Source organism: Burkholderia sp. 22088, from assembly GCF_052045915.1.
GTDB lineage: Bacteria > Pseudomonadota > Gammaproteobacteria > Burkholderiales > Burkholderiaceae > Burkholderia > Burkholderia cepacia.
Window position 1 is genome coordinate 226,990 of sequence record NZ_JBQEPY010000001.1, and the last position, 23,857, is coordinate 250,846.

A 23,857-nucleotide genomic window follows, 5' to 3' on the forward strand; every position below is an offset into this window, starting at 1 on the left:
GGAAGTGCAGGGGAATACGCTCCGGGGAGCGCGAGGCGGTGCCTCTTAGAAAATTCCGAAGTGCTTCGTGATGCTGTCGATGGCTATGGCGAGGAGTGCGACGGCCACGAATATCGCGAGCACCAGCACCCGGGCAGCGCGCGGGTGATGAATTTCGAAGCGTTCGGCGTGATCGGTGAAGCGGCTCATGGCGGCCATCAGAATGGGATATCCGGGGGCTCGAAGTCGACGCGCTTCATGTCGTCGACCGCGCGCATCGTATCGGCCTGCATCACATAGAATTCGTTGCCCGGATGGACGCGCGCAAGACGTTCAGCCTCCTGCACGGCGGCATCGCGTGATTCATGTCGATGCTTCGGCGGATACGGGCCCGTAGGGCACCAGATAATGAAAAATGCGTTGAGACGCTTGCTCATGTGGACCTCGTCGGAACGGATGCAGAGGCGGGGATCGAGTCATCCGGCGCGCCAATCAACTGCGGCACGACGAGCCATACGAACAGGAACAGTCCTGTCGTAATGACGATCCAGAGGGCGAACAGCTCGGCGATCTTGCGAAGTAGGGCCCTCATCCGAGGCTCCGCAGGTACGGGCCGGCGATAAGCGCGCCGTACCACAGCAAGCCGATCGCGACGCCGTACGCGAATGCCCATGCCGCGCCTTCGATCACGTAGCGCACGCGCGATACAGGCGATAGGCTGTTGAGAGGGGCGCGCATCATGCCTCCCGTGCGCCAGCGAGCGCGGCTTGAATTGCGTCGTAGACTTGCCCGGCGAGTTCGTCGCGGTGGATGCCCGGGAACTCGACACGCTCATCGTCGGGGCTGTAGAGGTCGATGCGCAGTGCACCGCGCTCAGCCATCACCACGACCTTCCAACCCTCCGGGAGATCGCGCGAAGCGCCGACAAGGCGGTATTCGAGAAGCGTCGAGTTTCCGTCGACCTGAGCGATGCAACGCTGGTGAACGCCGAACGCAGCGCGCACGAGCTTCACTGCGTCGCTAGTTACCGCATAGCGGACGTCCTCACCGGTACGCACGGATATCTCCGCGTTTTCACCCATCTGTGCCGGCGATATGCCCGCCATGTTGTAGGTCGCGCGGAAGAAAGCTTCTTCGGTGTCGAAGCGCATCACAGCCCCCGTCCCGCGATCGTCACGATCCGCACCGGCTCCGGCGCAGCCTTGCGGCCGGCTTTGATCAGGGCGGCGTCGAGCGTCATGCGAACGCCGGACGTGAGCAGGGGCGTGCCGTTGTGCCGCGCTGCGTCGTCCTCTGCGGCGATCATTTCGAGGGCGGCGGCCATGTCGGGCGCGGTCTCGATCAACTTCGCATTCGCTTCTCGCTGCTCGACGTGGGCCAGCCACATCCCTTCACAGAACTCGTGATCAAGAACTGCGTTGCTCGGTCCGGCGCCATACAGGCCCTTGTAGTCGGGCGCCCAGATCCATGGCCCCGGCGTGTGCTTGATCTCGTTCATGTGGTCCCTCGGTGTGGTGTGTTTTTCAGCAGCCGCGCCGCGCGTCAGCGACGCCCGGCGCGATGATGTTCAGCGCATACTCGCGCAGCAGCAGTTCCACAAGGCCGCCGAGCTTGCCGTCGTCATTGCGCGGCATGGATAGAAGTTCGAGCAGGTCGCGGGCAATTTGGCTCATGACTCCCTCGGATGAATGCTGTGGAGCGAGCGCCGCGGGGCGATGCGGTGATCGCTGCAACTGCTCACTCCTGCGTTTCCGGGCCCGAGTTCCGCGCCGCACGACGAGCAGTACGTCATTGCGTGCCGCGGAGAGACGGCTGCGAGGTCGGCGGTCGCGATACGACTCGCGATTTCGGCCTTGAGAACGTCTTGGCAGGTGTTCCAGACCTCGTACACGTCCTCGATGTAGCCGCGACGCAGTGCAGCGTCGAGCACGGCGATCTGCTCAGTCGAGAACGGCAGCACGTCGAACGTGACGGCATCGGCGATTGCCTCATTGCGCTCGTCGCGCGCCAGCGCGGCATCGTCTGCCGCGGCTTGCAGCTGGTCGGCGTGCTGCTCGGCGCGGGCCGGGAGAACGCGGAGATTGTGCTGATGGGTTCGAGGACTATGCATCGCATCCTCCAAATGAAAATAGGATTACTAATTGAATTTCTGTCTTGAACTGAAACGCTGCGTGCGCAGCCCTCACTGGTGACGCCTCAGAAGAAGAACCGCCACCGGTCAGAACTGCATCACTCGCGCGCCCGACTACTCCCGGCCGTGCCGGCTCCGGGCCGCGCGAGGTTTGTGCCGATTACGAAGCCATCGGTCACGTGGTGCTGGCTGTCTTGCATCAGGTTCGTTCAAGCCTGCAAGCGGTAGCCAAACATCGGCCTAGCGCGCTGCGCCTGTCCTGACTCACGAGGCGGATCGCCCCGGCCGGTTGCTCCCAATACTGCGGTCCCGGCTGTCCAGATTGTTTTCACGATGCCGGCATTACTGCTGCCGATCCGTCTAATGAGCGATCCGCCTGGGCGGTGGCGCGACGTCGGTGCCGCGTTGAGGAAAATTATAACTAAGGTTATCGACATGTCAACAACCAAAGTTATCGTGCAGATGGAAAATTTGTAACAGAAGGCGGAACGGGAGGCGATCACGCGGGACGCTGCGCGCAAAAAAGCCCGCTCAGGGCGGGCTTGCGCAGACTACGGTATTTCTAGGGAAGGCTATGCCGATTTTCGGCGGACCGCGCGGAAAATAGCGATGGGAGTGACTCCGTACGCATCAGTTGGGCGCCCCATCATTTCACGCAATCCCCCCAGCATTTGCGACATCGCAGAATCGAGACCGGATGAACTGACATCCGGACTGGGCTCAACGACTCCGGGCTGCGCATCGACGATTCCCAAAACAAACCATTGGCCAGGCACTTGCGTGCCATGCTTCAGAGCCAAGTCATCCGGATTGATCAGCATGCTTTCGGCCCGCAAGGTCGACCAAAGAGTATCTTCGCCGATCCTGAACGAAGCCTGGATCGAATGCGGCAGCTTCTGAAGAATTTTCGCGAGGCGATCATAGGATTTTTTTCCCTCCGCCATAACTTTCTGCTTTTGTTTTGGGGGGAGAGTGAGCCCCTCCAGCTCGTTATGCAGGAAAACGTCCGCGAAATCTGACCACATCTCCTTCAGCATTCGAATATCGATCACGCTCATTGTGCCGCTCGCCAAGAAAAGCCCACCGATAGGCGTGTTGGCGATCTCGCGATGCACAAACTGAAATTCATCGAGGCGATCGAGTACCTCGATTGGAGCAAGCCAACTGGGGTCAAACAAACGTTCGAGCCCTCGTTCGACCACGTCGGTGCCCCCCATTTCGCCAGACAGCACCTTGATCGACCCGCCCATCTTGGACGTGTCCGACGACGAGTCTTTCGCGGTTCGCTTTGTCTGCGTCAGGACTCCGTCTTCGAACAGTTGCGCAAAATAGAAATCGACCCGCCCTCTATCGAGGTATGCGAAGTCATAGAGATATTCGATGCTTGGTGAGCCTTGATCCACGGTCGATTTCCTCTTGGATTGATTTTTTCTTTTCCTCGAACGTGCGTTGCCGCTCACGGAGGGAGTCCAAGGCCATATGGATTCCCTCGGTGACGCTCTTGCTGAATCTCGAATCGGCTTCCAAGACCTTCTGGACGCTTGAGATAAAGTCTTGATCCATATGGAGATCCTCCCTGCGAAGCCATCATTATAGCTGGCGAGCAGCGCCTGCGATGCCCAAGGCATTCAATTGGCCGGTCAAGTCCTCGGCTCTCCCCAGGGACTGCAGCTGTGCAACCCACGGTCGCGTGATTATATCCGGGAGCTTGGCGTCGCGCCCCCAATTCAGTATCCGCATAACACAGTTGAAAGCCCCTGTTTTTTGCGCCACACTACTGTACATACATACAGTAGTGTGGCGAACGGAAGACGAGGGCGGCCAGTGGAAGAAGAAATGAAGACGCGCCTGCGCTGCAGGCCGGGAGACTTGGCAAGGGTCGTGGCGAGCACGAACCCAGCGCTGATCGGCACGATCGTGACAATTCAGAGGCTGCGTTCTGACGGCCGGTGGGATGTGCTGCTCGAAAAGCCGGCGTTCGGCTTCACGGGGCTGATGAAGCGGCCGGTCGTGACGCGGGAGTTTTCGTTCTGGGATGCGTCGCTAGAACCGTTGCCGGAGAGCGCCCGGTCTGTTAGTCGCCGCGCGGCCTATCTTCGTCCGGAGTCGAGCGAGGGGTGGGAAGCGTTTGAGCTAGCAAGCCACTGATGTACGCCTCGACCTTGGCGCGGCCGAGGTCGTCGAGCTGATCGTATCCAGCTGGGATCTGCGGGCCCACTTCGTCGCCGAATTCGAGCCACTCCAACGTCGTCAGAAGGGCCCGCGCGAGCGCGAACCCGTTCGTGGTCGTGGTGCTGCCGCCTCGTTCAACCTTTGCTATCGCCGGCTGAGATACGCCGACAAGTTCCGCGACGTGCTTCTGGGACAGGCCCAGTGCTTCGCGACGCTCCTTTGCCCGACGCCCGAATTCAGGATTTTCCATAGCGGGCATCGTATAACCTTGGTTGTAGGGCGGCAAATAACCAAAGTTCTTGCGGATGAATAACTTTGGTTATAGTATTGCCGCATGAAACCGACCAATTGCTCCGTGCCGGCTCTGGAGGCAGCGATCCAAAAAGCTGGGTCGCAGTCCGCACTTGCCCGCCTGATCGGCAAAAAGCAGCCACACATCCACAAGTGGCTGCATTCCCCCAATCCAATGAGACCCGAGAACTGTGTCCTCGTCGGAAATGCCGTCGGCATCCCGTACAGGGACTTCCGTCCGACCGATTGGCACCTGATCTGGCCTCATCCCGCGGAAGCCGCCGCGCCGGGGCACACGGGCGCATGTATGTCAGAAGGGGAGCGGCACGACGTGCTTCATGCGGGCATCGGCTGATCGAAGTGGTTCGCATTAGTTGAAAGCTGGCCAGGTGTTGTCCTGGCCTTTATTTCGCCCCGGCGCCAACTGGGTAAGCAAGTGGGTAATCAACTGGGTAACGATTGATTTTTCGTATGAACCAGCCAGAAATCAGGATGTTCGCGCTGTGGACGCCGGCCGCCACGCTGCCCGAGAGCGAGATCGAAGCTATGACGTTCGAGGAGTGCCTGGCGAAGGCGCTCGAAATCGGCGTCACGCGCTTCGATCGCAAGACGCTCGCAAAGAAGTCGAAGATCCACTATCCGCACCTCGGCGATCTGATCGCCGGGCGCCGGCCGTTTCCAGCGACGAAGTTGCACCTGTTCTGCATGTTCAGCGGCTGCGACTACCCGCGGCAGTGGCTCGCCATCCAGGAGCGCAAGGCGATCGAGGAATACCGTCGGCTCAGCCAGCAGGCGATCGGTGAGTTCGTTCAGCAGGCATTCGCCCAGCGGCAGGCGGCGGCATGACCTTGACGCTCAGCCACCGCGACGTCGGCAAGCATTTCGCCCGCAAGCTCGGGCGCCCCATGACCTACCTCGGCCTCATCGAGGAAAAGCACCTTTTCATCTTCCGCGATCCCCCGCAGGACTACCTCGCGTTCCGGGCCGACCAGCTCTGGATGCTCGAGCGCGTGCGTCCCGAGGCGGCGCCGATCGACAGCAACAAGAAGGAGGGCGGCTCGTGCTGACCGACTTGTTCGAGCGCGCGGCGTTCCGCGCAGGCTGGCGCGCAGCGCGCGCCGGCGTCGCGTTCCATGAGAACCCGCTGCGCGGCCCGCTCGCAAGCTTCGCGCGGCAGTGGGGGCGCGGCTGGGCTGCGGCGAACGGCTGCCCGCGTTGGTACAGCGTTTTCGATTGGGAGGCAGGGATTCGCCCGACATCCGCTGAATTGGCGTTGGAGGCGGCATGACCTGGGCGCACGATGACCTCGCCAAGGATCTCGCCGCGCATCTTCGCGGTACCTCCGATCGCCTCGTATGGACCGACATGCAGCTCGGGCCGGCGGGCTCTCCGCGGCCTGACGTCTACACGGTGCCGTGCTCCTTCGCGCGATTCCAGCCAGTCGCCTACGAATGCAAGATCAGCGTCGCCGACTTCCGGCGAGACGTGACGGCCGGCAAGTGGACGTCGTACCTGCGCTTCGCCGCCGGCGTGATCTTCGCCGCGCCCGCCGGGCTGCTGAAGAAAGAAGACATCCCCGCCGGCTGCGGCTTGATCGTGCGTGGCCCGGACGGTTGGCGGTCGCTGAAGGGCCCGACGCTGAAGAACATGGAGAACCTGCCGCGCGACGCATGGATCAAGCTGATCATCGACGGCATGGCGCGGCTCGCGGATCAAAACCACGAGCAGTTGCGCGCGGGTCTGTGCAACGAATGGACGCTCGAAAAGAAGCTTCGTGCGCGCCTCGGCGACGTTGTCGCGGATGCCGTACGGGACCAGCTGCATGCGGAGCGCCGACTGAAGACGGCCACCGAGCGGCTCGAGAACCTGGCCGAGGAGGCGGAAAACGAACGACGACTGATCCTCGATCGAGCGAAAGAGCATGCGCAGCGCGACGCGGCGCAAGTCGACGGCGCACGCATCGAGCTCGCGCGTGTGCTTGGGCTGCCAGCGAGCGCCGGAGCATGGGAGATCGCCAGCGCCTGCAAACAGGCCGCGCGCCGGGTCAGCGTCGATCCGGAGGTCAAGCGACTCCGTCAGCAGCTCGAGCGCATCCAGGTAGCCATCGAATCGGCTGCCGAGCCGCTGCCGCATATCGCGCGGGAGGTTGCGTGAACTGGCTCGACCAATCACACCGCGGCGACTGCCGCGACCTGATGCGCGCGATGATCGCCGATGGTGTGCGCGTGCAGACGATAGTCACCTCGCCGCCGTATTGGGGCTTGCGCTCGTACCTGCCCGAAGGCCACCCGGACAAGCACCGCGAGATCGGTCAGGAGTCGACGCTGCGCGAGTTCATCGACACGCTCGTCGGTGTGTTCGACCTCGCGCGCGAGCTGCTCGCCGACGACGGCACGCTCTGGCTGAATATGGGCGACAGCTACGCGGGATCGCGCAGCGGGCCGGAAACGGCATCGACGCTGAACGGCACTCGCCGCAACCAGACTGAGGCGAACCGCGCCATGACGGCGAGCCGCCGGCGTGACGATGCACCGATACCTCGCTCCGATATGCGCGTCGACGGCCTGAAGCCGAAAGACCTTGTCGGCCAGCCGTGGCGCCTCGCGTTCGCGCTGCAGGATGCCGGCTGGTATCTGCGCCAGGACATCATCTGGCACAAGCCGAACCCGATGCCGGAGAGTGTGCGCGACCGCTGCACGAAGGCGCACGAATACCTGTTCCTGCTCAGCAAGAACGAGCGGTACCACTTCGACCAGGCCGCGATCCTCGAACCGGTCAGCCTGAACACGCACGCGCGCCTGTCGCAAAACGTGCAGGCGCAGATCGGCAGCGAGCGTGCGAATGGCGGTGCGAAGACGAACGGGAATATGAAGGCCGTCGGCCGCGGTGTTGGCTGGGGGCACGGTACCGACGCCGACGAGCGTTCGCGCGGCCGCGTGAAGCGAAAACTGGCGGACGATGGGGGAGGCACGAAGAACAACGCCAGCTTCGACGAGGCGATGGCGATCATGCCGCCCGAGCGCAACCGTCGTTCCGTCTGGACGATCCCGACGCAGTCGTACAGCGGCGCGCACTTCGCGACGTTCCCCGAGGCACTCGTCGAGCCCTGCGTGCTCGCCGGCAGCCGCCCGGGCGACGTCGCATTTGATCCGTTCTTCGGCAGCGGTACCGTCGGTCAGGTCGCGCAACGGCTCGGCCGGCGCTTTCTCGGCTGCGAACTGAATCCTGAATACACGCCGCTGCAGCGCGATCGCCTGCGGCAGCCGAGCCTGATGCTGGAATCTGCATGAATCAGCTCCCGAATCCTCTCACCCCAGCGGACTGCAACCTCCGCGATTTCCCGTTCATGCCGCTCGAGGTGAAGCGTCTGTTGACGTCCGAAACGTGGATCCTCGGCACCGGCGACGAGCGCGCGGCCGCGATCACGTTGTGGCTCGAGAGTTGGCATCAGATTCCGGCCGCCAGTTTGCCGGCGGATGACCGGATGCTCGGCCATCTGTCCCAGGCGAAGAACTGGAAGCGCGTAAAGGATCACGCACTGCGTGGATGGGTGAAGTGCGCCGACGGTCGGCTCTATCACCCGGTCGCCGCTGAGAAGGTGCTGGAGGCGTGGTTGTCGAAGCTCACGAGCAGCCTGTCGGGCTCAGTCGGCAATGCCAAGCGGTGGGGGATCGAAATCGACACGGTTGCCGTTCGCAAGCAGGTTGTCGAGGCAGCGCACCTGCTGAAGGGCGTCGCCCCCCAATCGGAATGGCTGCGGAAAAGGCAGGTGAAAGACATCGTGGCCGATTCGAGTCGCGATCCCAACCCGATCGCCCCCCGATCACCAACGCAATCGCCCCCCGATTCGCCCCCCGATCGCAAGAGAGAAGGAGAGGGAGATGTAAACACAGCAAGCGGCGGCGGCACAGCACAGGGAGGTGGGGAAGAACCGCCGATCGCCGCCGCCGCTTTCGTCGAAATCCTTCGCTCGTCGGGCGTCGGCTTCGCCGCCGATGACGCGCGGTTGGCCGGTTGGCCCGCGCGCGGCGTGACGGTCGACGACCTGCGTGCGGCCGTCGCCACGGGGCGCAAGCGCCGAGAGCGAGAGCGCTCCGAGCAGCCGCTCAACGTCGGATTCCTCGACACGATCCTCGGCGATCTCCTCGCCGCGCGCGCCGCGACGCCGGCGACAGGCACGCGCACCGTCGGCGATTGGTGGCGATCGTGGACCGGCATCGTCGATCACGGCAGCACGCTCGGCATCGAGCAGGGCCGCGACGAACCTCCGTTCGATTTCAAGCTGCGCGTGTTCGAAGCGGCCGGCGACGGCCCGTGGTGGGACGACCACAACCGCGCGTTTCGCAACACTGCCGGGCCCGTCGCGGCCGGCGCTTTGATGGGGGAAGGGCGATGAACTGCAAAGTCGGCGACATGGCCGTGATCACGCGTGGCAAAGCCCGCGACCGCATCGTCGAGGTGAAGGCGCCTTACGGCGATTACCTGCACCTCGGCTTCTGCTGGTTCGTCGAGGCGCCCACGCCTATCCCGGCGACGGACGTTGTCACGTTCCGCCCGTGCGAGCTGAAGACCGGATGGATTCCGGATGCGTGGCTGCGCCCGATCAGCGGCGTGCTGGTGACCGACGACGTGGCCGGTGAGGTGACGGCATGACCCAGCAGTCGCTCATCGCGGCATCGCCGGTCGCACAGCGCGTCGAATTCGTCGTTCCGGGAAACCCGGCGGCGAAGGGGCGCCCGAAGTTCGCACGCCGCGGCGCGCACGTCACGACCTACACGCCCGAGAAAACCGAGCGGTACGAGAACCTCGTGAAGATGGCCGCCCGCGCGGCGATGCGCAGCACCGCGCCGTACGCCGGCCCGATTCGGTTGATCGTGCACATCGGTCTGCCGATCCCGGCGAGCTGGTCGAACAAGCGGCAGGGCGAGGCGGCCGCCGGCGCCATCGGCGCGACGAAGAAGCCGGACGCGGACAACGTTGTCAAGGCGTTGAAGGACGGCATGAACGGGGTGGTGTACGTCGACGACGGCCAGGTCGTCGACCTCTGGGTGTCGAAGCGCTACGCGCGCACGCCGGGCGTGCGGATCGAGGCGATCGAATTGAATCTGAAGTCAGCATAAGGAGCGGGGCCTTGAAAGCAAACGGAAAACTCACGATCAACGCCATCATCGCGGCCATGAAGCCCGGTGTTCGGTATTCGGCGCATGACCTCGCGCGCCGCATGAAGCATCCCGTTTCGTCGGTGCGCCAGCTGCTCGCGCTCGACGTTGCGCTCGCGCGGCTGGACTGCCATTCGGAGAGTCGCGGCCGGATGTACTCGCTCGCGGGCACGAGCCGCTCGCCGGGCACGCACGTAGACACTCGCATCCGACCTGACTTCACCAGCAACCTCTCGGGCTACATGGCCGAGCTCAACACGCGCCAGGCGCTAGCGATGATGACGCGGGGTGCACGATGAGCGACATCGTCGAGTTCAAGTCCGCGTTCGACGCGGTCCGCTTCGCGCTCTGCTACTCGTCGCAGCAGTACGGCGAGACGATGCTGGCGAAGCGGTTGCGTGGCGAATCGATTGGCACCGGCATGGGCCTGGTTGGGCTCGACGGTGCCGGGCAGGCGGGGGAGATTCGCCGGCATCTCTGGGAGCTGCCGGAGCTGCACCTGTCTGTGATCGTCGCGCGGGCGGCACCGCACGACCTGCCGTGCTCGTGCGGTGCGGCGTGCTGCAGTGGCCGCACACCGAATATCGAATGGCAGGCTGCGATCGGCTGGCTGATTCGGGCGTCCGCCGCGTATTGCTCGGGGTTCTCGCACTACCGCGTGCGTCGAGCGATCATCGAGCGCTTGTTCGGGGTGAAGTGCGACCTGGTCGACATCGCGCAAGACTGCGAAGCTCACGTGAACACCGTCAGCAAGCAGAACTCCGCGGTGCGGAAGTGGATCGAGGGCGACAAGAAAACCGGCGAGGCGGGCGTCGAGGGGCTCGCTTGGTCCGTTATCGAGCGACGGTTCAGCGAGCTCGGATTGCTGCAGGAACGATCGACTGCTTGACAATGTGTGTTTGGCACACAATAATCCGCCATATTCGATACACGTCATAGGTGCGTCCGAAGCAAGCAAGCCCGCGAAAGCGGGCTTTTTTGTTGCCTTCGCGCCGCGCTATACTCAACCCGGCCTTAGCGGTGCCGGCGGGAAAGACGCAGCGAGGTGATCAGCCAGCGCGCCGAAAGGTGCAGACGGGTTTCCGCCGCCCTGCTGGCACCAGAATTTCCGAGCCCGCTGAGCGAAAGCCAGCGGGCTTTGTCACTTTCTCGGCTTTTAATAAGTCACACCTGATTTGCTACAGGGCGTCTATTTCCTTGGCGATCTTGGCGACAAATGCACCTACAAATTTTCCAAGCTCCTCGCCATTTTTGGTTGGGTCCACAAACCATCGGTCGCCGGTGGCGGGCGCGATTAAACCGGATGCGAGTGCTGTTTTGACGAGTTCGACGGCCTGCTCTGTTGCTCGTGCTGTGGTCATTAATGCTCTCCTGTTAGCGCTTATTAGACGGGTGTCCGCAGCTGCGTTCGCGGCCATGGAGATATTGCGTTAATTAAGTGATTTCAGTCAATGTTGTTGAATTATTTTAATAGTTTCTTTTTTTAATAAAATTGGCGGAATTGGCTTGATTGTTTAATTATTTGAATCAAACTGCAGATATCACAAGATGATCAGATCTGCTGCGAAAGCGAATATGTTGCCAATATCTCGCCCATCGCCGCCTGACGGCTTGTTTGACGACTTGAACTGGATACGGAGAATCGTGCCGGCCGACGGCGTCGCCGAGTGGGTGAACGAGACGCTCCTGCGAGCGGGCGCGTCGCTGCACAATCCCGACCACGCGCACCTGGTCGACGCTGACGTCGCCTATCTCTGGGCTGCCGTCGAGAACGTCCGTCAGATGCGCCGCGTCGTCGGCCAGTGCGAAGAGGTGACGATCCGCGCCGGCGGCTGGCAGCGCGCCAGGCAGGAGCAGCAGTTCCTCGAATGGTTCGGCCGCGTGCCGGCCTTCCTGATCACGCTCGACGCGCACTACGCACGCGATTGCAGTGACCTGCAGTGGTGCGCGCTCGTCGAGCACGAATTGATGCACATCGCTCAGAAGACGGATGAGTTCGGCGCCCCAGCCTTCACGAAGGATGGGTTTCCCAAGCTGGGAATCCGGGCGCATGACGTTGAAGAGTTCGTCGGGATCGTGGAGAGATACGGCGTTGGTGATCGCGACGGATCCATCGCCAAGATGGTCAGAGCCGCGAACGCAGGCCCGACCGTTTCGTCGGTATCAATCGCGCGCGCATGCGGGACATGTATGTTGGGGTCGGCATGAACGAAGAACAGTGGCGTGTCATTCTCCAGTGGCCGAACTATGCGGTCAGCGATCATGGGCGGATCAAGCGGCTCACGAACCGGAACAGCGGTATCGCCGGCAGAGTGCTCGCGACCTTCCTGGTTTGCGGCTACCCGTCGGTGAATCTATCTCGTCCTGGAAAGCGCCAGTCGGTTCGTATTCATCGGATCGTCGCCGAAGCGTTCCTCGAGCGGCCGGCCGGCGCGTCGGAGGTGAATCACATCGATGCCGACCGTGCCAACAACCACATCTCGAATCTGGAGTGGGTAACCGCGAGCGGCAATCGGCTTCACGCGTACCGAGCCGGCGGTCTTTCGGCTGTCGGCGAGCAGAACGGGTACTCGAAGCTGACCGAGTGCGCGGTGCGTGAGATCCGCCAGCTCGATCGCAGCGAAATCGGGCTGGCGCAGAAATTCGACGTCTCCATCCGTACTATCCGCGATGTCCGAGCGCGTCGCACTTGGACGCACATCTGACGCGCGGCGCCGCGTAGCCTATCCGAACGTTTCCCGCTATGGCAGCACTTTCCGACGCGATCAAGGTGTTCATCGTGCAGTCGCTGGCGTGCTTCGACACGATCTCGCGTACGGCCAAAGCCGTGCGGGAGGAGTTCGGCGTCGAGGTGTCGCCGCAGCAGTGCGAGCGCTACGACCCGACGAAGCGCGCGGGAGCGACGCTCAGCAAGAAATACCGCGAGATCTTCGAGCGCACGCGCGAGGAGTTCCTCAACGACACATCGCGCATCGGCGTGTCGCACCGTGCCGTGCGCCTGCGCGCGCTCGACCGTGCCGTCGCGGAAGCGGAGCGACGCAACAACCTGCCGCTGATGGCGCAGCTGCTCGAGCAGGCTGCGAAGGAATCCGGCGACGCCTACACGAACCGGCGCCGCCTCGAACACACTGGGGAGAACGGCGGCCCGATCGAGAACAGGACGGTCGTCGTCGATGAAAGCCAGGTCGCAGCCGCCGTCGCCAAGCTCGAAGACGAGTATTGACCCCGCCATCGAGCGGGCCGTCCTGAAGGCGAAGTGCGAGCGGGACCACCTGTTCTTCAGTCGGTACTTTTTCAAGCACCGCCAGGCGATCAAGTTCCGCGTCAACTGGCACCACGTGCTGATCGCCGACACGGTGCAGCGTGTGATCGACGGCACGCTGAAGAACGTCGTCATCAACGTGCCCCCGGGTTCGTCGAAGACTGAGCTGGTCGCGATCAACCTGATCGCGCGCGGCCTCGCGCTGAACCCGCGCGCGCGGTTCCTGCACATCAGCTACTCGGACGACCTCGCGCTGTTGAACAGCGAGACGGCGCGCGACATCGTCGCATCCGACGAGTATCAGGCGCTCTGGCCACTGAAGGTAGCTGACGACGCGAAGTCGAAGAAGCGCTGGAACGTGCTCGTCGACGGGAAGAAGGCCGGCGGCGTGTACGCCGTTTCGCTCGGCGGTCAGATCACCGGCTTCCGGGCCGGGCACATGGCCGAGGGCTGGCAGGGCGCGATCATCATCGACGACCCGCTGAAGGTCGAGGACGCGTACAGCAAGACGAACCGGGACAAAGCCAACCGCAAGCTGCAGTCGACCGTGAAGAGCCGGAAGGCGAATCCGGACACGCCGATCATCGTGATCATGCAGCGGCTCGCCGAGGAAGACCCGACGGGCTTCATCAAGGCGCGCAAGCTGCCGGGCGAGTGGGAGTTCATCGAGATCCCGGCGCTGATCACGGACGAATACGTCGCGAAGCTGCCGGCGCACATCCGCGATCGCGTCGAGCGCGACGAGCGCGACGAGGACGGCCGTTACAGCTACTGGCCGTACAAGGAACCGCTGCCGGAACTGCTCGCGTCCGAGAAGGCCGATGCGTACGTCTTCAACGGCCAGTACATGCAGCGGCCGTCGCCGCTGGGCGGCGGCATCATCCAGAGCGGCAAGTTCCTGCGCTACGGCGCGCTGCCGCAGCTCCAGTACCGGAAGATCTTCGCGGACACGGCGCAGAAGACCGCCGAGCGAAACGACTACAGCGTGTTCGAGTGCTGGGGCCTCGGGTACGACAACCGCCTGTACCTGATCGACCTGGTGCGCGGGAAGTGGAAGGCACCCGAGCTGAAGCGTCGCGCGATCGACTTCTGGAACAAGCATGCGGCCATCGGCGCCGACGATCCGGGCGCACCGGTGCTGCGCCAGATGAAGGTCGAGGACAAGTCCAGCGGCACCGGGCTGATCCAGGACATTCAGGCCGAGGGCGGCATCCCGATCGAGGGCATCGAGCGCGTGAAGGACAAGCTGACGCGCGTGATGGATGTCGTGAGCCATATCGACTCGGGCAACGTCGGCGTCCCGCTGGATGCCCCATGGGTCAGCGATTTCTTGACCGAGTGCGACTCGTTCACTGCTGACGACACGCACATGCACGACGACCAGATCGATCCGATGGTCGACGCAATCAACGACATGCTGGGAGGCGCGAAGGACCTGTCGGTCTGGGAGCGGCTTGCCGGTTGAGCACGACAGGATTTCCCGGAATGTCGAAACGGAAGCAACAGACGCGGCCGCCGCGCGCGCCGGCGGCAACGCACGGCCATCGCACGGTCGATTCGTTCGCCAACTTCGAAGCGCGGCTCGGATGGGGCGCCGACAACCAGGCGTCGGCGGCGCAGTACACGCTGACGTACCAGAGCCGCAACCGCGTCTGGTTGGAGGCGGCGTATCGCGGTTCGTGGATCGTGCGCGCCGCAGTGGACGCGATCCCGGAGGACATGACCCGCAAGGGCATCGAGATGTCCGGCCTCGATCCGACCGACGTGTCGAAGATGGAGACGGCGCTTACGCGCAAGGCAATCTGGGATCAGCTTTGCGACACCGGCAAGTGGGCGCAGCTGTACGGCGGTGCGATCGCGGTGATGCTGATCGACGGCCAGGACATGTCGCAGCCGCTGCGGCGCGAGACCATCGGGAAAGGTCAGTTCAAGGGCTTGCTCGTGCTCGACCGCTGGATGGTTGCGCCGCCGGTCGGCGAGGTCGTGACCGAGTTCGGCCCCGATCTCGGCATGCCGAAGTACTACGACGTGCTGCCGACGGCGATCGGCTTGCCGCAGGGGCGCATTCACCATTCGCGCGTGCTGCGGATGGACGGCGAAGCACTGCCGTTCTACCAGCGCATCAGCGAAAACGGCTGGGGTCTGTCGATCCTCGAGCCGATGTGGGACCGGCTCATCGCGTTCGACAGTGCGACGGTGGGTGCCGGTCAGCTCGTCTACAAGGCGCATCTGCGTACGCTGAGCGTCGAGAAGCTGCGCGAGATCATCGCGGCCGGCGGCCCGGCGCTCAACGGCCTGCTGAAGCAGGTCGAAATGATCCGGCTCGGGCAGTCGAACGAGGGCATCACCCTCATCGACGCGACCGACAAGTTCGAGACGCACCAGTACACGTTCAGCGGGCTGTCCGACGTGATGTTGCAGTTCGCGATGCAGCTCAGCGGCGCGACGGGCATTCCGCTCGATCGCCTGTTCGGCCAGCAGCCGGCCGGCCTGAGCGACACCGGCGAAGGTTCGCGCCTGCTGTATCACGAGAAAGTGCACACGCGGCAGGAGCGGCGGCTGCGCAACCCGCTACACGGGCTGCTCGACGTGATGTGCCGGTCGGAGATCGGGCAGCCGTTGCCCGAGGACTTCTCGTACGAGTTCAACCCGCTGCAGGAGATGTCGGCCGCGGAGAAGGCAGAGATCGGCAACAAGACGGTCGATTCGGTGACGAAGGCCGTCGACGCCGACCTGATTCCGCGCAGCCAGGGCATGCGCGAGCTGAAGGCGTCGTCGCCCGATACCGGCATGTTCGGCGACATCCCAGACGATGCGATCGAGCAGGCCGAACGTGACGAACAGGGCGAGGATCCGCCGGGAATTGATCCAACGCTTCCGGTCGGCCCGGCGCCGGGCGCGGCCTCACGTACGAACGATTCTCTGCTTCGCAGGCTTTTCCGACGTCGATGATTCTCACCCTCGATCGAAAGCGCGACCGGCGCAAGAACCCTGTCCGGCTGAGCGGTGCCGAGCGGCAGTACGGCAGCCAGCTGCGAAAGATCGCCCATCAGGTCGGCGTGCTCGTGAACGGCTTTCCAGCCGATGACGCGTCGTATGCGCCGACGATCGAGGAGCTGTTGCGGCGGTACGCCGAGGCGCTCGCGCCTTGGGCCGAGGCGACCGCGGCGCGCATGATCGCCGACCTGAATCGTCGCGACGAGCAGATGTGGATGAAGCAGGCCGCCGACATGTCGCGCGCGCTGCGCGAAGAGATGCGCGGCGCGGCCACCGGCGAGACGATGCGTGCGCTCCTGTCCGAGCAGGTGCGGCTGATCAAGTCCATTCCGCTCGACGCAGCCGAGCGCGTGCACCGGCTGACGCTGGAGGGAATCGTCGACGGCACGCGCGCCGCGCAGATCTCGAAGGCGATTCAGGAGTCCGGGCAGGTCGCGAAAAGCCGGGCCGACACCATCGCGAGAACCGAGGTTAGCCGCACGGCAGCGACCCTCACCGAGGCGCGCGCACTCGACGTGGGCAGCCCCGGTTACTTCTGGCGGACGTCGGGAGACTCGGACGTGCGCGAGGACCATCGCGAGCTGGAAGGCAAGTTTTTCACGTGGGACAAGCCGCCGGTCGCGGATAAGCGGTCCGGCGCGCGGGCGCATCCGGGCTGCATCTACAACTGCCGGTGCTGGGCGGAAGTTGTGCTTCCGAAGGACTGAAATGGCGAATCGAATCACTTTGCGCGTATGCGTGCGCACTGCATGGTGGCTGCCGCTGTATGCCCGACTACTGGCCGCCTGGTGTCGTCTCACCCGGACCGAACCCAACTACGAGCGAGTCCGCAGCGTCATCGCGCGCGGCGTCCGAACCAGCATCGAACACTGAACGTTCAGCAATCGCGCGCACTGCGTAGCAGCCGGGCCAAGCCCGTTAGACCCGACTGATCAATGCCCAAGCATCTGCACATCTACTTCCATACGTATGACGCGTCGTGGGAGGAATCGAAGCATCCGCGAGCCGCGAACGGCCAGTTCGGAGCAGGCGGCGCCACTGGGCCGGCGGCGGCCGCGCCGACGACGCTGAAGGGCAATGAGCTTGGCGACTTCACCAGCATGAAGGAACTACGCCAGAAGGCGATCGCCTACGGCAAGCAGTTCGCTGGGAAGAAGTTCAAGAACGTGGCGACGGGCAACCAGATCGAGGTGACGAACGGTGGGATCCGACACACCGTGGCGACCGGTCACGATGAGGTGCTGCGTTCCATCCCCGCGTTGCCGGACCTGTTGACGAAGGCTCGGTTGATCGACTCGCAGCCCGACAAGCGCGGCGACCCGAACGTCAAGGCGGTCGAGACTTACTCAGCTCCGCTCAAGCTGGACGGCAAGAACTATCGGGCGGTGATCACGGTGAAGGTGTTCTACGACGGCCATCGGTACTACAACCAGGGCCTGGTGCGGGAAGGGGAATAGGGCCGGCCGTCGTTTAAATAAGGCACCCCCTGCCTTTCGGCAGTCGGCTCACCTCCGGCGACCGTCCCAGTTCGCATTATAGCCAAGTCCTCGCGACTTGCAGATTCCCTGCTGAATCAACGACGTACCTCCAATTTCGATCCAGATGCGGACCATTCGAATTCCAACGGCGGACCACGCTTGTGGTTGCGGCGCCGGCGGCGCGCGCGCACGCGCGCATACGCGCGACGGCATCACCGCGTCGGGCGTGTATGCGACCGAGCAACTCGGCGAGCGGCAGTCGATCACGCCGGAAGGTTTCCTGCTCTGCGAGGCCGTGCCGATCGCGCGCGTCGGCGCGCAGGACTACGCCTATTTCGAGCTGCCCGAGATCGAGGCGAAGGACGGCGTCATCGTCGCCGAGCGCACGGCCGACGTGCTGTTCAGCCCCGAGACGCTCGCCAGCTTCGAAGGGAAGCCGATCACGATCGACCACCCGTCGGATTTTGTGACGCCGGCGAACTACATGTCGGTGGCGCGCGGCACGGTCCGCAACGTCCGGCAAGGTGAGGGTGACCAGGCCGAGCTGATGCTCGCCGACCTGCTGATCACCGACGCCGAGGCGATCCGACGCGTCCAGAGCAAGGGTGCGGACGCGCTCACACAGGTCAGCAACGGCTACGACGCCGACTACGAACAGATTGCGCCTGGGCGGGCGCGACAGGTGGTGATCGTGGGCAACCACGTCGCCCTCGTGAAAAGCGCCCGCTGTGGCCCCGTGTGTTCGATCGGGGATAGCAGTTCCAACCTACTCCCGACAGGAGATGCAAGCATGGCAACCAAGAAAGGCTCCAAGTTCGTCGACGCGTTGCGCAAGGCGTTCATGACGCGCGATTCCGAAGCGTTCGAGAAGGTCGCGAGCGAGATGACCGGCGACGAAGGCGGCGAGGGTGGCGACGGCCAACCCCAGATTCACATCCACATGCCCGGTACCGGCACTGATCCGAAGGCGGCGGTATCCGCGACGGGCGACGATGGTGCGGGCGGTGGCGAAGGCGATCCGCTCAAGCAGGTGCTCGACGCGATCCAAGCCACCAACGGCAAGATCGACGCGCTCGCCGATCGCGTGACGAAGCTCGAAGACGGGGGCACCCAGACCGGCGACGGTGACGGCGATGACGACGATCTGGACGGTACCGGCACGATGGACAACGACGGTGCCGGCGAGGGCGACGACGACAAGACCGGCACGCGTACTGGCGACAGCACCGCGCTGCGCGACCAGTTCCAGGACGCGCTCTCGCGCGCCGAGATCCTTGCGCCGGGCGTGCGGCTGCCGACCTTCGACGCGAAGGTCGCACGCAAGAAGACGGTCGACGCCATCTGCGTGCTGCGCCGCCGCGCGCTGCGCGCTGCGCTGGAAAACGAGAACGCCGAACTGGTCAAGCCGGTGGTCGGCGGCGCGAACGTGGCCAGCATGACCTGCGATTCCGTGACGGCGTTCTTCAATGCAGCTTCGGAGGTCGTGCGCGGCAAGAACTCCGGCATGACGCAGCGCCGGACGAACGATTCCACTCAGGCCGAGCGGAAAGACATCAACGCAATTCACGCGGAATTCTGGAAGGTCCGCAAGTAAAGGAGCCGACATGCCTTCGTTGCAAGCTTATCAATATCGCATGCCGGCAGGCTTTGCCGGTGACCTTCAGCGCGCCGAAGTCGCCACGATCGAGACGCAACTGATCGATCCGGCGGCGCCGCCGACGGCTTTCGGTGTGCCGGTGAAGATGGTGAACGGCAAGATCCAGCCGATCAACAACGCGGCCGACACCGCCGCGCTCGTCTACGGCGTGAACCTGCGCGCGTACCCGATCCAGGGCAACGGCAACGATCCACTCGGCACGTCGACGCCGCCGACCAGCGGCCCGACCGACATCCTGAAGCGCGGCTATTTCAATGCCGCGCTGGGCGGAACCGCGCCGGCCACGAAGAACGGCACTGTTTATGTGCGCGTCGCGGCGGCCGCTGCCGGCAAGCCGCTCGGTGGTTTCGAAGCGGCCGCTGACGGCACGAACACGGTCGCGATGCCCTCGAACTGGTATTTCAACGGTCCGGCCGACGCGTACGGCATCGCCGAAATCGCCGTCAACATCTGATCCGGCGCTGAACAGCGCTTCACCCGAAGCCCCGCAATCGTGGGGCTTTTGCATTTCTGGAGCCATTACATGGACATGTCCGAACTGAAGCACCTGCGCCGGGCCGGGGCCTCGATCCCGATGTCGGCGGCCGTCGCGGACGCGACGCGCCGGCTGATCCGCGCGCGTACGCAGGACCAGCAGTACACCTACGATCGTGCGACGATCGACTCGACCGGCGTATTCCTGAACGGTCAGCTCGAACGTCTCGACCAGACGCTCAACGAGCCGCTCGTCGAGTACACGTGGTCGCGCGACATCTACATCCGCAGTGACGTGTCGGCGGCCGACGAAGTCGCGTCGTTCACGAACTCGGCGTTCGGGATGAGCGGCGGTATCAACCCGAACGGCCTGAACTGGATCTCGAACGAGGGTAACGCGCTGGCGGGCCCGTCGGTCGACATCGGCAAGACCGCGCAGCCGATGCTGCTCTGGGGTGCCGAGGTCAAGTACACGGTGCCCGAGCTGATCAAATCGCAAGCGCTTGGCATGCCCATCGACTCGCAGAAGGTCGAGGCGATGAACATGAAGCGCAACATGGACCTCGACCAGATCGTGTACTACGGCGATCCGCAGATGAGCTTCACCGGCCTGGTGAACTCGATCGGTGCTGTCGGGAGCGTTTCGAACGTCGCGAACGGCGCGGCCGGTACCCCGCAGTGGGAGACGAAGACGCCGAAAGAGATCCTCAAAGACGTCAACGAGATCCTGACCTCGGCATGGCAGGCGTCCGGCTGGAAGGTGAAGCCGAACCGCCTCATGCTGCCGCCCGCGAAACTCGGTTGGGTTGCATCGCAGATCGCGAGCGACGCCGGCAACAAGTCGATCCTGACGTACCTGCTCGAGAACAACATCTGCACGCAGCAGGGCACGCCGCTGGAAATCCTCGAGCTCAAGTGGCTGATCGGCGCCGGCGCCGGTGGCACGCAGGGCCAGCTCGGCACCGTGGATCGGATGGTCGCGTACAACAGCGACAAGAAGTACGTCCAGTTCCCGATGACGGACCTGCAGCGCACGCCGCTCGAGTACCGCTCGCTGTTCCAGATCACGACCTACTGGTCGCGTATCGGCCGCGTCGAATGGCGCTACGGCACGACGGCCGCTTACCGGGACGGTATCTGACATGGCGAAGATCAACGTTCTGACGGCGTTCACGATCCGGCTTGCCCGCGAGGGCGAGGAAGTCATTCGCCGCGTCGAGGCTGGTGTGCAGGAAGTCGAGGACTTCATCGCCGAGCACTGGTACGCGAAGGCGCACACCGGCCCTCTGCCGGAGACTTCCGGCGATTCGGCTGGATCGCAGAGCGACGCGACCGATCAGGCGGCGGCAGCCGCAGCGGCGAAGGCGAGCCTCCAAGCCGAGTCCGATCGTCTCGACAAGCTGCGTGCCGAACTCGATACGTTCGGCAAGGGCCTGGACGACCGCGCGGCGGCGCTCGACACGCGCGAAGCTGCGGTTGCGGCGAGCGAGCAGGATCTCGCCGCGCGGGTTGCCGCCTTCGACGCAGCCCAGAAGGACGCCGCGGCGGCCGCGAAGGATGGCGCAGCCGACGGCGCGGCGCAGAAGTCCGGCAGCGGGAAGAAGGCATAATGGCCTCCCGGCGCTGCGCCATGCTGGCGCGCGCCGGGCATCCGCATATTGGCAAGGTGACACGTGGATATCGCCCAGTTCCGACAGTCGTTTCCCGAGTTCAACGACACGACGACGTACCCCGACTCGCTCGTTCAATTCTGGATGACGGTCGCGGTCTCGCTCGTCAATGCCGATCGCTGGGGCGAGCTGACTGATCTGGGCGTCGCGCTGGTCACTGCGCATCATCTCGCGCTGGCGTTGAAGGATCAGAAGACGGCGGCAGTCGGCGGCGTGCCCGGGCAGGTGACCGGGCCGCAGTCGTCGAAGGCCGTCGACAAGGTCAGCGCCAGCTACAACACCGAGGCCGTCGCCATCAAGGACGGCGGCTTCTGGAACGCCACGATGTACGGCGTTCGTTATCTCAGCATGGCGCTGATGATGGGCTCGGGCGGCATTCAGCTGTAATGCTGTCGCCGCCCATCGGGAGAATCCCATGGACGGCATGAAAATCGACCGCCTCGACGAGGTGCTGAAGTCGATCAGCGGGCTCGTGCAGAAGGAGGTGCTGGTCGGCGTGCCGGACAGCACGGCCGGCCGGAAGGATGAGGGCGAGCCGCTCAGCAACGCCGAAATCGGCTACATCATGGAAAACGGCTCGCCGGCGAACAATATCCCGGCGCGCCCGCACCTGGTGCCCGGCGTGCAGGACGCGCGGCCGAAGTTCGAGCCGCAGCTTCAGAAGGGCGTCGAGGCGGCGCTCGACGGCGACCTCGAACAGGTTGAGCGTCGGCTCAAGTTGGCGGGCCTCGCGGGCCAGAATTCCGTGCGCGCGAAGGTCAACAGTAACATCGCCCCCGAACTGGCCGAATCGACGCTGGCAGCGCGCCGGCGCCGCGGCGTGACGCGAGAAAACACGCTGGTTGACACAGGCCAGTATCGGAACGCAATCACGTACGTGGTTCGTCGGAAGGTGGTGTAGGCTGTATGCGTGGTGAGCGCGCAGGCTGATGCGCAAAGAACAGTCCAACCGAAGCGGGAGCAAGTTAGCGTGCAGGCCATTGGCCGACAGCTGCGATCCTGCAGAGCCGTGAAACTCGGAAACGTGGGCGCTTAGGCGTCCGGTGGACGTGAAAAACGCATTCCGGAGATCAGCGCCGGACACCATCTAAGGCCCTGACGACTTGTCGTCGGGGCCTTTCTTTTTGGAGCGCTGTATGGCCTTCCTCGACGTAACCGAGGTCCTGCTCGATCCCGATTTCATGGATGCGGGCCTGATCTGCAATCGCATGACGCAGACGGTCGACGGCCATGGCCGCGCACAGAACACCGCGGCATCGACGCCGTTCGCCGCCGTCGTGACGAGCGACAAGGGCGACATCCTGCACCGCAACGCCGACGGCAGCCGGATCGTCGGCTCGATCACCCTGCACACGATGTTCCGGCTGATGGACGGCAGTGCCGGCCATGACGCCGACGAAGTCGTGTGGGCGGGGCGTACCTACACTGTCGTGAACGTGAACGACTATTCGCACTTCGGCCGCGGCTTCGTCTGCGCGACGTGCGACCTGAAGCCTCTTTCGGGATGACCCCATGAACGACAGCTCGACCGGCGGATACCTGGCGCCAGCCGTCGATGCGCCGCCGGCCGAGGACGATGCCCTTGACGATCTGGTGCACGACCTGATTGCGGGCGTCACGGCGCTGCCGCCTGACTTCGTGCGGCCGCGCTGGCAGCCGACCGTGCCGAAGCAGCCTGAGCCGTCCGTCGACTGGTGCGCGTTCGGCGTGCAGGAGCAGGAGCCGGACGCGGGCCCGGCGATTCAGCACGACGGCACGGGTGACGGGCACGACACGTACATCCGGCACCAGGACGTCGACGTGATGTGCACGTTCTACGGGCCGCGCGCGAAGGGTTACGCGCAGCGGCTCGCCGACGGGCTCGCGATCCCGCAGAACCGCGAGCAGCTCCAGCTGCAGGACATGGCGTTCGTCGGCGTCGGCGCGATTCGGGCGGCGCCCGACTTCGTCAACCAGCAGTGGGTGCGGCGCTACGACATGACCGTGACGCTGCGCCGCAAGATCACCCGGACGTATGCCGTTCTGAACATCGTGTCGGCTGAATTCACACGACGGTGAGAGAGTCGAATCGTGATGTATCAATCTCTCCGGGAACTCTTTATAGGTTGTCGATCATTGCTTTGATGTACCTGTTGTCGACCGCGGCCAGGAGGTTGCGGGCGTCGGAATTGTGATCTTCTACTTCACGGTATTTGCTTCGAATCGATCGATAAAGCCGATCGGCGTTCCATTGCCGGAATTCGGGCAGCCAGCCCTCGTGGAAGCATACCCATTGGAAGTGGCCGGGCAATGTATCTCCGCCAAGTCGGAGTGTAGGAATTTCTTGAGCCGCTTTCTCAATGATCGACGTTAATTCGTCGTCATTCAGACCGGCGATCAAATTTCGTGCAGTCTCATTGTGCGTTTGCTTGTACATGATTTCTTCACGCAAACGCGCAATAGGGCGAACGACCTGCATTAGCGGATCGGCGTCCTTTTTACGCCAATGCTCGGAAGGCGTGTAATAAATCTCTACGCCTTCGTGCCAGATTGCCCAGAACACATGTTCCTTTGCTGCGGCAGAGTTGCCCATCACGGTCTCCTTATG

Annotated in this window: 38 protein-coding genes; 26 read left to right on the plus strand and 12 right to left on the minus strand. The window is 63.8% G+C overall.

The features are described 5' to 3' along the window. Positions 1–45: 45 nt before the first annotated feature. From ACTJLD_RS01085 to ACTJLD_RS01130, 10 genes are all read right to left on the minus strand, one after another. On the minus strand, positions 46–189 hold the full coding sequence (locus tag ACTJLD_RS01085) for a hypothetical protein (protein ID WP_196489687.1): 144 nt from the start codon (positions 187–189) through the stop codon (positions 46–48). Between the two features lie 8 nt (positions 190–197). After that, positions 198–416, minus strand: a complete 219-nt coding sequence (locus ACTJLD_RS01090; protein WP_334004275.1) for a hypothetical protein — start codon at positions 414–416, stop codon at positions 198–200. Continuing rightward, positions 413–571, minus strand: a complete 159-nt coding sequence (locus tag ACTJLD_RS01095) for a hypothetical protein (protein WP_185735721.1) — start codon at positions 569–571, stop codon at positions 413–415. The genes ACTJLD_RS01090 and ACTJLD_RS01095 overlap by 4 nt, the downstream gene beginning before the upstream one ends. After that, a complete protein-coding gene (locus tag ACTJLD_RS01100) occupies positions 568–717 on the minus strand; it encodes a hypothetical protein (RefSeq protein ID WP_440657708.1) in 150 nt (49 codons plus the stop codon). The genes ACTJLD_RS01095 and ACTJLD_RS01100 overlap by 4 nt, the downstream gene beginning before the upstream one ends. Further along, positions 717–1,130, minus strand: coding sequence for a hypothetical protein (locus tag ACTJLD_RS01105; RefSeq protein WP_226112884.1), 414 nt, complete (start codon positions 1,128–1,130; stop codon positions 717–719). The genes ACTJLD_RS01100 and ACTJLD_RS01105 overlap by 1 nt, the downstream gene beginning before the upstream one ends. Next, a complete protein-coding gene (locus ACTJLD_RS01110) occupies positions 1,130–1,477 on the minus strand; it encodes a hypothetical protein (RefSeq protein WP_226112883.1) in 348 nt (115 codons plus the stop codon). The genes ACTJLD_RS01105 and ACTJLD_RS01110 overlap by 1 nt, the downstream gene beginning before the upstream one ends. A gap of 25 nt (positions 1,478–1,502) precedes the next feature. Then, positions 1,503–1,652, minus strand: a complete 150-nt coding sequence (locus tag ACTJLD_RS01115) for a hypothetical protein (RefSeq protein WP_168799548.1) — start codon at positions 1,650–1,652, stop codon at positions 1,503–1,505. Further along, a complete protein-coding gene (locus ACTJLD_RS01120) occupies positions 1,649–2,089 on the minus strand; it encodes a hypothetical protein (protein ID WP_440657711.1) in 441 nt (146 codons plus the stop codon). Before ACTJLD_RS01120 ends, ACTJLD_RS01115 begins: the two co-directional genes overlap by 4 nt. 593 nt (positions 2,090–2,682) lie before the next feature. Continuing rightward, complete coding sequence (locus ACTJLD_RS01125; RefSeq protein WP_233432744.1) at positions 2,683–3,570, minus strand: hypothetical protein; 888 nt, start codon at positions 3,568–3,570, stop codon at positions 2,683–2,685. Positions 3,571–4,184: 614 nt separating this feature from the next. Next, a complete protein-coding gene (locus ACTJLD_RS01130; RefSeq protein WP_172820435.1) occupies positions 4,185–4,532 on the minus strand; it encodes a helix-turn-helix transcriptional regulator in 348 nt (115 codons plus the stop codon). 84 nt (positions 4,533–4,616) lie between these two features. Between ACTJLD_RS01130 and ACTJLD_RS01135 the strand changes: the two genes are divergently transcribed. From ACTJLD_RS01135 to ACTJLD_RS01185, 11 genes are all read left to right on the plus strand, one after another. Further along, on the plus strand, positions 4,617–4,928 hold the full coding sequence (locus ACTJLD_RS01135) for a transcriptional regulator (RefSeq protein WP_081333229.1): 312 nt from the start codon (positions 4,617–4,619) through the stop codon (positions 4,926–4,928). Positions 4,929–5,044: 116 nt separating this feature from the next. Further along, positions 5,045–5,419, plus strand: a complete 375-nt coding sequence (locus ACTJLD_RS01140) for a hypothetical protein (RefSeq protein WP_440657714.1) — start codon at positions 5,045–5,047, stop codon at positions 5,417–5,419. Next, positions 5,416–5,640: a hypothetical protein gene (locus ACTJLD_RS01145; protein WP_081065104.1), complete on the plus strand. Its 225-nt coding sequence runs from the start codon at positions 5,416–5,418 to the stop codon at positions 5,638–5,640. Before ACTJLD_RS01140 ends, ACTJLD_RS01145 begins: the two co-directional genes overlap by 4 nt. Continuing rightward, a complete protein-coding gene (locus ACTJLD_RS01150) occupies positions 5,634–5,861 on the plus strand; it encodes a hypothetical protein (protein ID WP_440657716.1) in 228 nt (75 codons plus the stop codon). Before ACTJLD_RS01145 ends, ACTJLD_RS01150 begins: the two co-directional genes overlap by 7 nt. Beyond that, positions 5,858–6,727 (plus strand): hypothetical protein, encoded by an 870-nt coding sequence (locus ACTJLD_RS01155; RefSeq protein ID WP_440657718.1) that lies wholly within the window; start codon positions 5,858–5,860, stop codon positions 6,725–6,727. Before ACTJLD_RS01150 ends, ACTJLD_RS01155 begins: the two co-directional genes overlap by 4 nt. Beyond that, positions 6,724–7,863 carry a DNA-methyltransferase gene (locus tag ACTJLD_RS01160; RefSeq protein WP_440657719.1) on the plus strand — a complete coding sequence of 380 codons (1,140 nt, stop codon included), beginning with the start codon at positions 6,724–6,726 and terminating at the stop codon, positions 7,861–7,863. The genes ACTJLD_RS01155 and ACTJLD_RS01160 overlap by 4 nt, the downstream gene beginning before the upstream one ends. Beyond that, entirely contained in the window at positions 7,860–8,969 is a 1,110-nt protein-coding gene (locus ACTJLD_RS01165) for a DUF1376 domain-containing protein (protein ID WP_440657721.1), read from the plus strand. Before ACTJLD_RS01160 ends, ACTJLD_RS01165 begins: the two co-directional genes overlap by 4 nt. Beyond that, the gene (locus tag ACTJLD_RS01170; protein WP_440657723.1) at positions 8,966–9,226 is read left to right on the plus strand and encodes a hypothetical protein; all 261 of its coding nucleotides are present in this window, start codon (positions 8,966–8,968) and stop codon (positions 9,224–9,226) included. The genes ACTJLD_RS01165 and ACTJLD_RS01170 overlap by 4 nt, the downstream gene beginning before the upstream one ends. Next, positions 9,223–9,693: a RusA family crossover junction endodeoxyribonuclease gene (locus ACTJLD_RS01175; protein WP_060276413.1), complete on the plus strand. Its 471-nt coding sequence runs from the start codon at positions 9,223–9,225 to the stop codon at positions 9,691–9,693. The genes ACTJLD_RS01170 and ACTJLD_RS01175 overlap by 4 nt, the downstream gene beginning before the upstream one ends. Positions 9,694–9,704: 11 nt before the next feature. After that, positions 9,705–10,031: a hypothetical protein gene (locus ACTJLD_RS01180; protein ID WP_060051558.1), complete on the plus strand. Its 327-nt coding sequence runs from the start codon at positions 9,705–9,707 to the stop codon at positions 10,029–10,031. Next, positions 10,028–10,621 (plus strand): DNA-binding protein, encoded by a 594-nt coding sequence (locus tag ACTJLD_RS01185; protein ID WP_440657726.1) that lies wholly within the window; start codon positions 10,028–10,030, stop codon positions 10,619–10,621. Before ACTJLD_RS01180 ends, ACTJLD_RS01185 begins: the two co-directional genes overlap by 4 nt. 289 nt (positions 10,622–10,910) lie before the next feature. On the opposite strand, the gene ACTJLD_RS01190 is transcribed toward ACTJLD_RS01185, so the two are convergent. Continuing rightward, positions 10,911–11,093 carry a hypothetical protein gene (locus tag ACTJLD_RS01190; protein ID WP_440657728.1) on the minus strand — a complete coding sequence of 61 codons (183 nt, stop codon included), beginning with the start codon at positions 11,091–11,093 and terminating at the stop codon, positions 10,911–10,913. A 214-nt stretch (positions 11,094–11,307) separates the two neighbouring features. Between ACTJLD_RS01190 and ACTJLD_RS01195 the strand changes: the two genes are divergently transcribed. The 15 genes from ACTJLD_RS01195 (at position 11,308) to ACTJLD_RS01265 (ending at position 23,328) form a co-directional block, all read left to right on the plus strand. Then, positions 11,308–11,940, plus strand: a complete 633-nt coding sequence (locus ACTJLD_RS01195; RefSeq protein ID WP_440657949.1) for a putative metallopeptidase — start codon at positions 11,308–11,310, stop codon at positions 11,938–11,940. Then, positions 11,937–12,437, plus strand: coding sequence for an HNH endonuclease (locus ACTJLD_RS01200; protein ID WP_354006439.1), 501 nt, complete (start codon positions 11,937–11,939; stop codon positions 12,435–12,437). Before ACTJLD_RS01195 ends, ACTJLD_RS01200 begins: the two co-directional genes overlap by 4 nt. A gap of 38 nt (positions 12,438–12,475) precedes the next feature. After that, a complete protein-coding gene (locus ACTJLD_RS01205; protein WP_440657730.1) occupies positions 12,476–12,955 on the plus strand; it encodes a DUF2280 domain-containing protein in 480 nt (159 codons plus the stop codon). Continuing rightward, positions 12,906–14,459 carry a phage terminase large subunit gene (gene terL, locus ACTJLD_RS01210; protein ID WP_440657732.1) on the plus strand — a complete coding sequence of 518 codons (1,554 nt, stop codon included), beginning with the start codon at positions 12,906–12,908 and terminating at the stop codon, positions 14,457–14,459. Before ACTJLD_RS01205 ends, terL begins: the two co-directional genes overlap by 50 nt. Before the next feature lie 20 nt (positions 14,460–14,479). Further along, positions 14,480–15,946 carry a DUF1073 domain-containing protein gene (locus ACTJLD_RS01215; RefSeq protein WP_334067272.1) on the plus strand — a complete coding sequence of 489 codons (1,467 nt, stop codon included), beginning with the start codon at positions 14,480–14,482 and terminating at the stop codon, positions 15,944–15,946. Next, positions 15,943–16,698 (plus strand): phage head morphogenesis protein, encoded by a 756-nt coding sequence (locus ACTJLD_RS01220; protein WP_334067271.1) that lies wholly within the window; start codon positions 15,943–15,945, stop codon positions 16,696–16,698. Before ACTJLD_RS01215 ends, ACTJLD_RS01220 begins: the two co-directional genes overlap by 4 nt. A 228-nt stretch (positions 16,699–16,926) precedes the next feature. Beyond that, positions 16,927–17,448, plus strand: a complete 522-nt coding sequence (locus ACTJLD_RS01225) for a hypothetical protein (protein WP_038792850.1) — start codon at positions 16,927–16,929, stop codon at positions 17,446–17,448. Positions 17,449–17,695: 247 nt separating this feature from the next. Continuing rightward, positions 17,696–19,063 (plus strand): DUF2213 domain-containing protein, encoded by a 1,368-nt coding sequence (locus ACTJLD_RS01230; protein ID WP_440657735.1) that lies wholly within the window; start codon positions 17,696–17,698, stop codon positions 19,061–19,063. A 10-nt stretch (positions 19,064–19,073) separates the two neighbouring features. Further along, positions 19,074–19,580, plus strand: coding sequence for a structural cement protein Gp24 (locus ACTJLD_RS01235; protein WP_136470470.1), 507 nt, complete (start codon positions 19,074–19,076; stop codon positions 19,578–19,580). Between the two features lie 69 nt (positions 19,581–19,649). Beyond that, on the plus strand, positions 19,650–20,741 hold the full coding sequence (locus ACTJLD_RS01240) for a DUF2184 domain-containing protein (protein WP_440657737.1): 1,092 nt from the start codon (positions 19,650–19,652) through the stop codon (positions 20,739–20,741). A 1-nt stretch (position 20,742) separates the two neighbouring features. Continuing rightward, the gene (locus ACTJLD_RS01245) at positions 20,743–21,210 is read left to right on the plus strand and encodes an STY1053 family phage-associated protein (RefSeq protein ID WP_059863049.1); all 468 of its coding nucleotides are present in this window, start codon (positions 20,743–20,745) and stop codon (positions 21,208–21,210) included. Positions 21,211–21,273: 63 nt separating this feature from the next. Next, a complete protein-coding gene (locus ACTJLD_RS01250; protein WP_136470472.1) occupies positions 21,274–21,657 on the plus strand; it encodes a DUF4054 domain-containing protein in 384 nt (127 codons plus the stop codon). Between the two features lie 28 nt (positions 21,658–21,685). Continuing rightward, complete coding sequence (locus ACTJLD_RS01255; protein ID WP_060051536.1) at positions 21,686–22,171, plus strand: hypothetical protein; 486 nt, start codon at positions 21,686–21,688, stop codon at positions 22,169–22,171. A gap of 235 nt (positions 22,172–22,406) precedes the next feature. Then, on the plus strand, positions 22,407–22,778 hold the full coding sequence (locus tag ACTJLD_RS01260; protein ID WP_060051534.1) for a hypothetical protein: 372 nt from the start codon (positions 22,407–22,409) through the stop codon (positions 22,776–22,778). A gap of 4 nt (positions 22,779–22,782) precedes the next feature. Beyond that, complete coding sequence (locus tag ACTJLD_RS01265; RefSeq protein ID WP_440657741.1) at positions 22,783–23,328, plus strand: phage neck terminator protein; 546 nt, start codon at positions 22,783–22,785, stop codon at positions 23,326–23,328. Positions 23,329–23,368: 40 nt separating this feature from the next. On the opposite strand, the gene ACTJLD_RS01270 is transcribed toward ACTJLD_RS01265, so the two are convergent. Beyond that, positions 23,369–23,842 (minus strand): hypothetical protein, encoded by a 474-nt coding sequence (locus ACTJLD_RS01270; RefSeq protein WP_059866497.1) that lies wholly within the window; start codon positions 23,840–23,842, stop codon positions 23,369–23,371. Positions 23,843–23,857 lie beyond the last annotated feature (15 nt).

Coding starts and splice junctions, on each gene's coding strand:
- ACTJLD_RS01085 (WP_196489687.1), bottom strand. CDS start 189: ATGAGCCGCTTCACCGATCACGCCGAACGCTTCGAAATTCATCACCCG.
- ACTJLD_RS01090 (WP_334004275.1), bottom strand. CDS start 416: ATGAGCAAGCGTCTCAACGCATTTTTCATTATCTGGTGCCCTACGGGC.
- ACTJLD_RS01095 (WP_185735721.1), bottom strand. CDS start 571: ATGAGGGCCCTACTTCGCAAGATCGCCGAGCTGTTCGCCCTCTGGATC.
- ACTJLD_RS01100 (WP_440657708.1), bottom strand. CDS start 717: ATGCGCGCCCCTCTCAACAGCCTATCGCCTGTATCGCGCGTGCGCTAC.
- ACTJLD_RS01105 (WP_226112884.1), bottom strand. CDS start 1,130: ATGCGCTTCGACACCGAAGAAGCTTTCTTCCGCGCGACCTACAACATG.
- ACTJLD_RS01110 (WP_226112883.1), bottom strand. CDS start 1,477: ATGAACGAGATCAAGCACACGCCGGGGCCATGGATCTGGGCGCCCGAC.
- ACTJLD_RS01115 (WP_168799548.1), bottom strand. CDS start 1,652: ATGAGCCAAATTGCCCGCGACCTGCTCGAACTTCTATCCATGCCGCGC.
- ACTJLD_RS01120 (WP_440657711.1), bottom strand. CDS start 2,089: ATGCATAGTCCTCGAACCCATCAGCACAATCTCCGCGTTCTCCCGGCC.
- ACTJLD_RS01130 (WP_172820435.1), bottom strand. CDS start 4,532: ATGGAAAATCCTGAATTCGGGCGTCGGGCAAAGGAGCGTCGCGAAGCA.
- ACTJLD_RS01135 (WP_081333229.1), top strand. CDS start 4,617: ATGAAACCGACCAATTGCTCCGTGCCGGCTCTGGAGGCAGCGATCCAA.
- ACTJLD_RS01140 (WP_440657714.1), top strand. CDS start 5,045: ATGAACCAGCCAGAAATCAGGATGTTCGCGCTGTGGACGCCGGCCGCC.
- ACTJLD_RS01145 (WP_081065104.1), top strand. CDS start 5,416: ATGACCTTGACGCTCAGCCACCGCGACGTCGGCAAGCATTTCGCCCGC.
- ACTJLD_RS01155 (WP_440657718.1), top strand. CDS start 5,858: ATGACCTGGGCGCACGATGACCTCGCCAAGGATCTCGCCGCGCATCTT.
- ACTJLD_RS01165 (WP_440657721.1), top strand. CDS start 7,860: ATGAATCAGCTCCCGAATCCTCTCACCCCAGCGGACTGCAACCTCCGC.
- ACTJLD_RS01170 (WP_440657723.1), top strand. CDS start 8,966: ATGAACTGCAAAGTCGGCGACATGGCCGTGATCACGCGTGGCAAAGCC.
- ACTJLD_RS01175 (WP_060276413.1), top strand. CDS start 9,223: ATGACCCAGCAGTCGCTCATCGCGGCATCGCCGGTCGCACAGCGCGTC.
- ACTJLD_RS01185 (WP_440657726.1), top strand. CDS start 10,028: ATGAGCGACATCGTCGAGTTCAAGTCCGCGTTCGACGCGGTCCGCTTC.
- ACTJLD_RS01190 (WP_440657728.1), bottom strand. CDS start 11,093: ATGACCACAGCACGAGCAACAGAGCAGGCCGTCGAACTCGTCAAAACA.
- ACTJLD_RS01195 (WP_440657949.1), top strand. CDS start 11,308: ATGTTGCCAATATCTCGCCCATCGCCGCCTGACGGCTTGTTTGACGAC.
- ACTJLD_RS01200 (WP_354006439.1), top strand. CDS start 11,937: ATGAACGAAGAACAGTGGCGTGTCATTCTCCAGTGGCCGAACTATGCG.
- ACTJLD_RS01205 (WP_440657730.1), top strand. CDS start 12,476: ATGGCAGCACTTTCCGACGCGATCAAGGTGTTCATCGTGCAGTCGCTG.
- terL (WP_440657732.1), top strand. CDS start 12,906: ATGAAAGCCAGGTCGCAGCCGCCGTCGCCAAGCTCGAAGACGAGTATT.
- ACTJLD_RS01215 (WP_334067272.1), top strand. CDS start 14,480: ATGTCGAAACGGAAGCAACAGACGCGGCCGCCGCGCGCGCCGGCGGCA.
- ACTJLD_RS01220 (WP_334067271.1), top strand. CDS start 15,943: ATGATTCTCACCCTCGATCGAAAGCGCGACCGGCGCAAGAACCCTGTC.
- ACTJLD_RS01225 (WP_038792850.1), top strand. CDS start 16,927: ATGCCCAAGCATCTGCACATCTACTTCCATACGTATGACGCGTCGTGG.
- ACTJLD_RS01235 (WP_136470470.1), top strand. CDS start 19,074: ATGCCTTCGTTGCAAGCTTATCAATATCGCATGCCGGCAGGCTTTGCC.
- ACTJLD_RS01240 (WP_440657737.1), top strand. CDS start 19,650: ATGGACATGTCCGAACTGAAGCACCTGCGCCGGGCCGGGGCCTCGATC.
- ACTJLD_RS01245 (WP_059863049.1), top strand. CDS start 20,743: ATGGCGAAGATCAACGTTCTGACGGCGTTCACGATCCGGCTTGCCCGC.
- ACTJLD_RS01255 (WP_060051536.1), top strand. CDS start 21,686: ATGGACGGCATGAAAATCGACCGCCTCGACGAGGTGCTGAAGTCGATC.
- ACTJLD_RS01260 (WP_060051534.1), top strand. CDS start 22,407: ATGGCCTTCCTCGACGTAACCGAGGTCCTGCTCGATCCCGATTTCATG.
- ACTJLD_RS01265 (WP_440657741.1), top strand. CDS start 22,783: ATGAACGACAGCTCGACCGGCGGATACCTGGCGCCAGCCGTCGATGCG.
- ACTJLD_RS01270 (WP_059866497.1), bottom strand. CDS start 23,842: ATGGGCAACTCTGCCGCAGCAAAGGAACATGTGTTCTGGGCAATCTGG.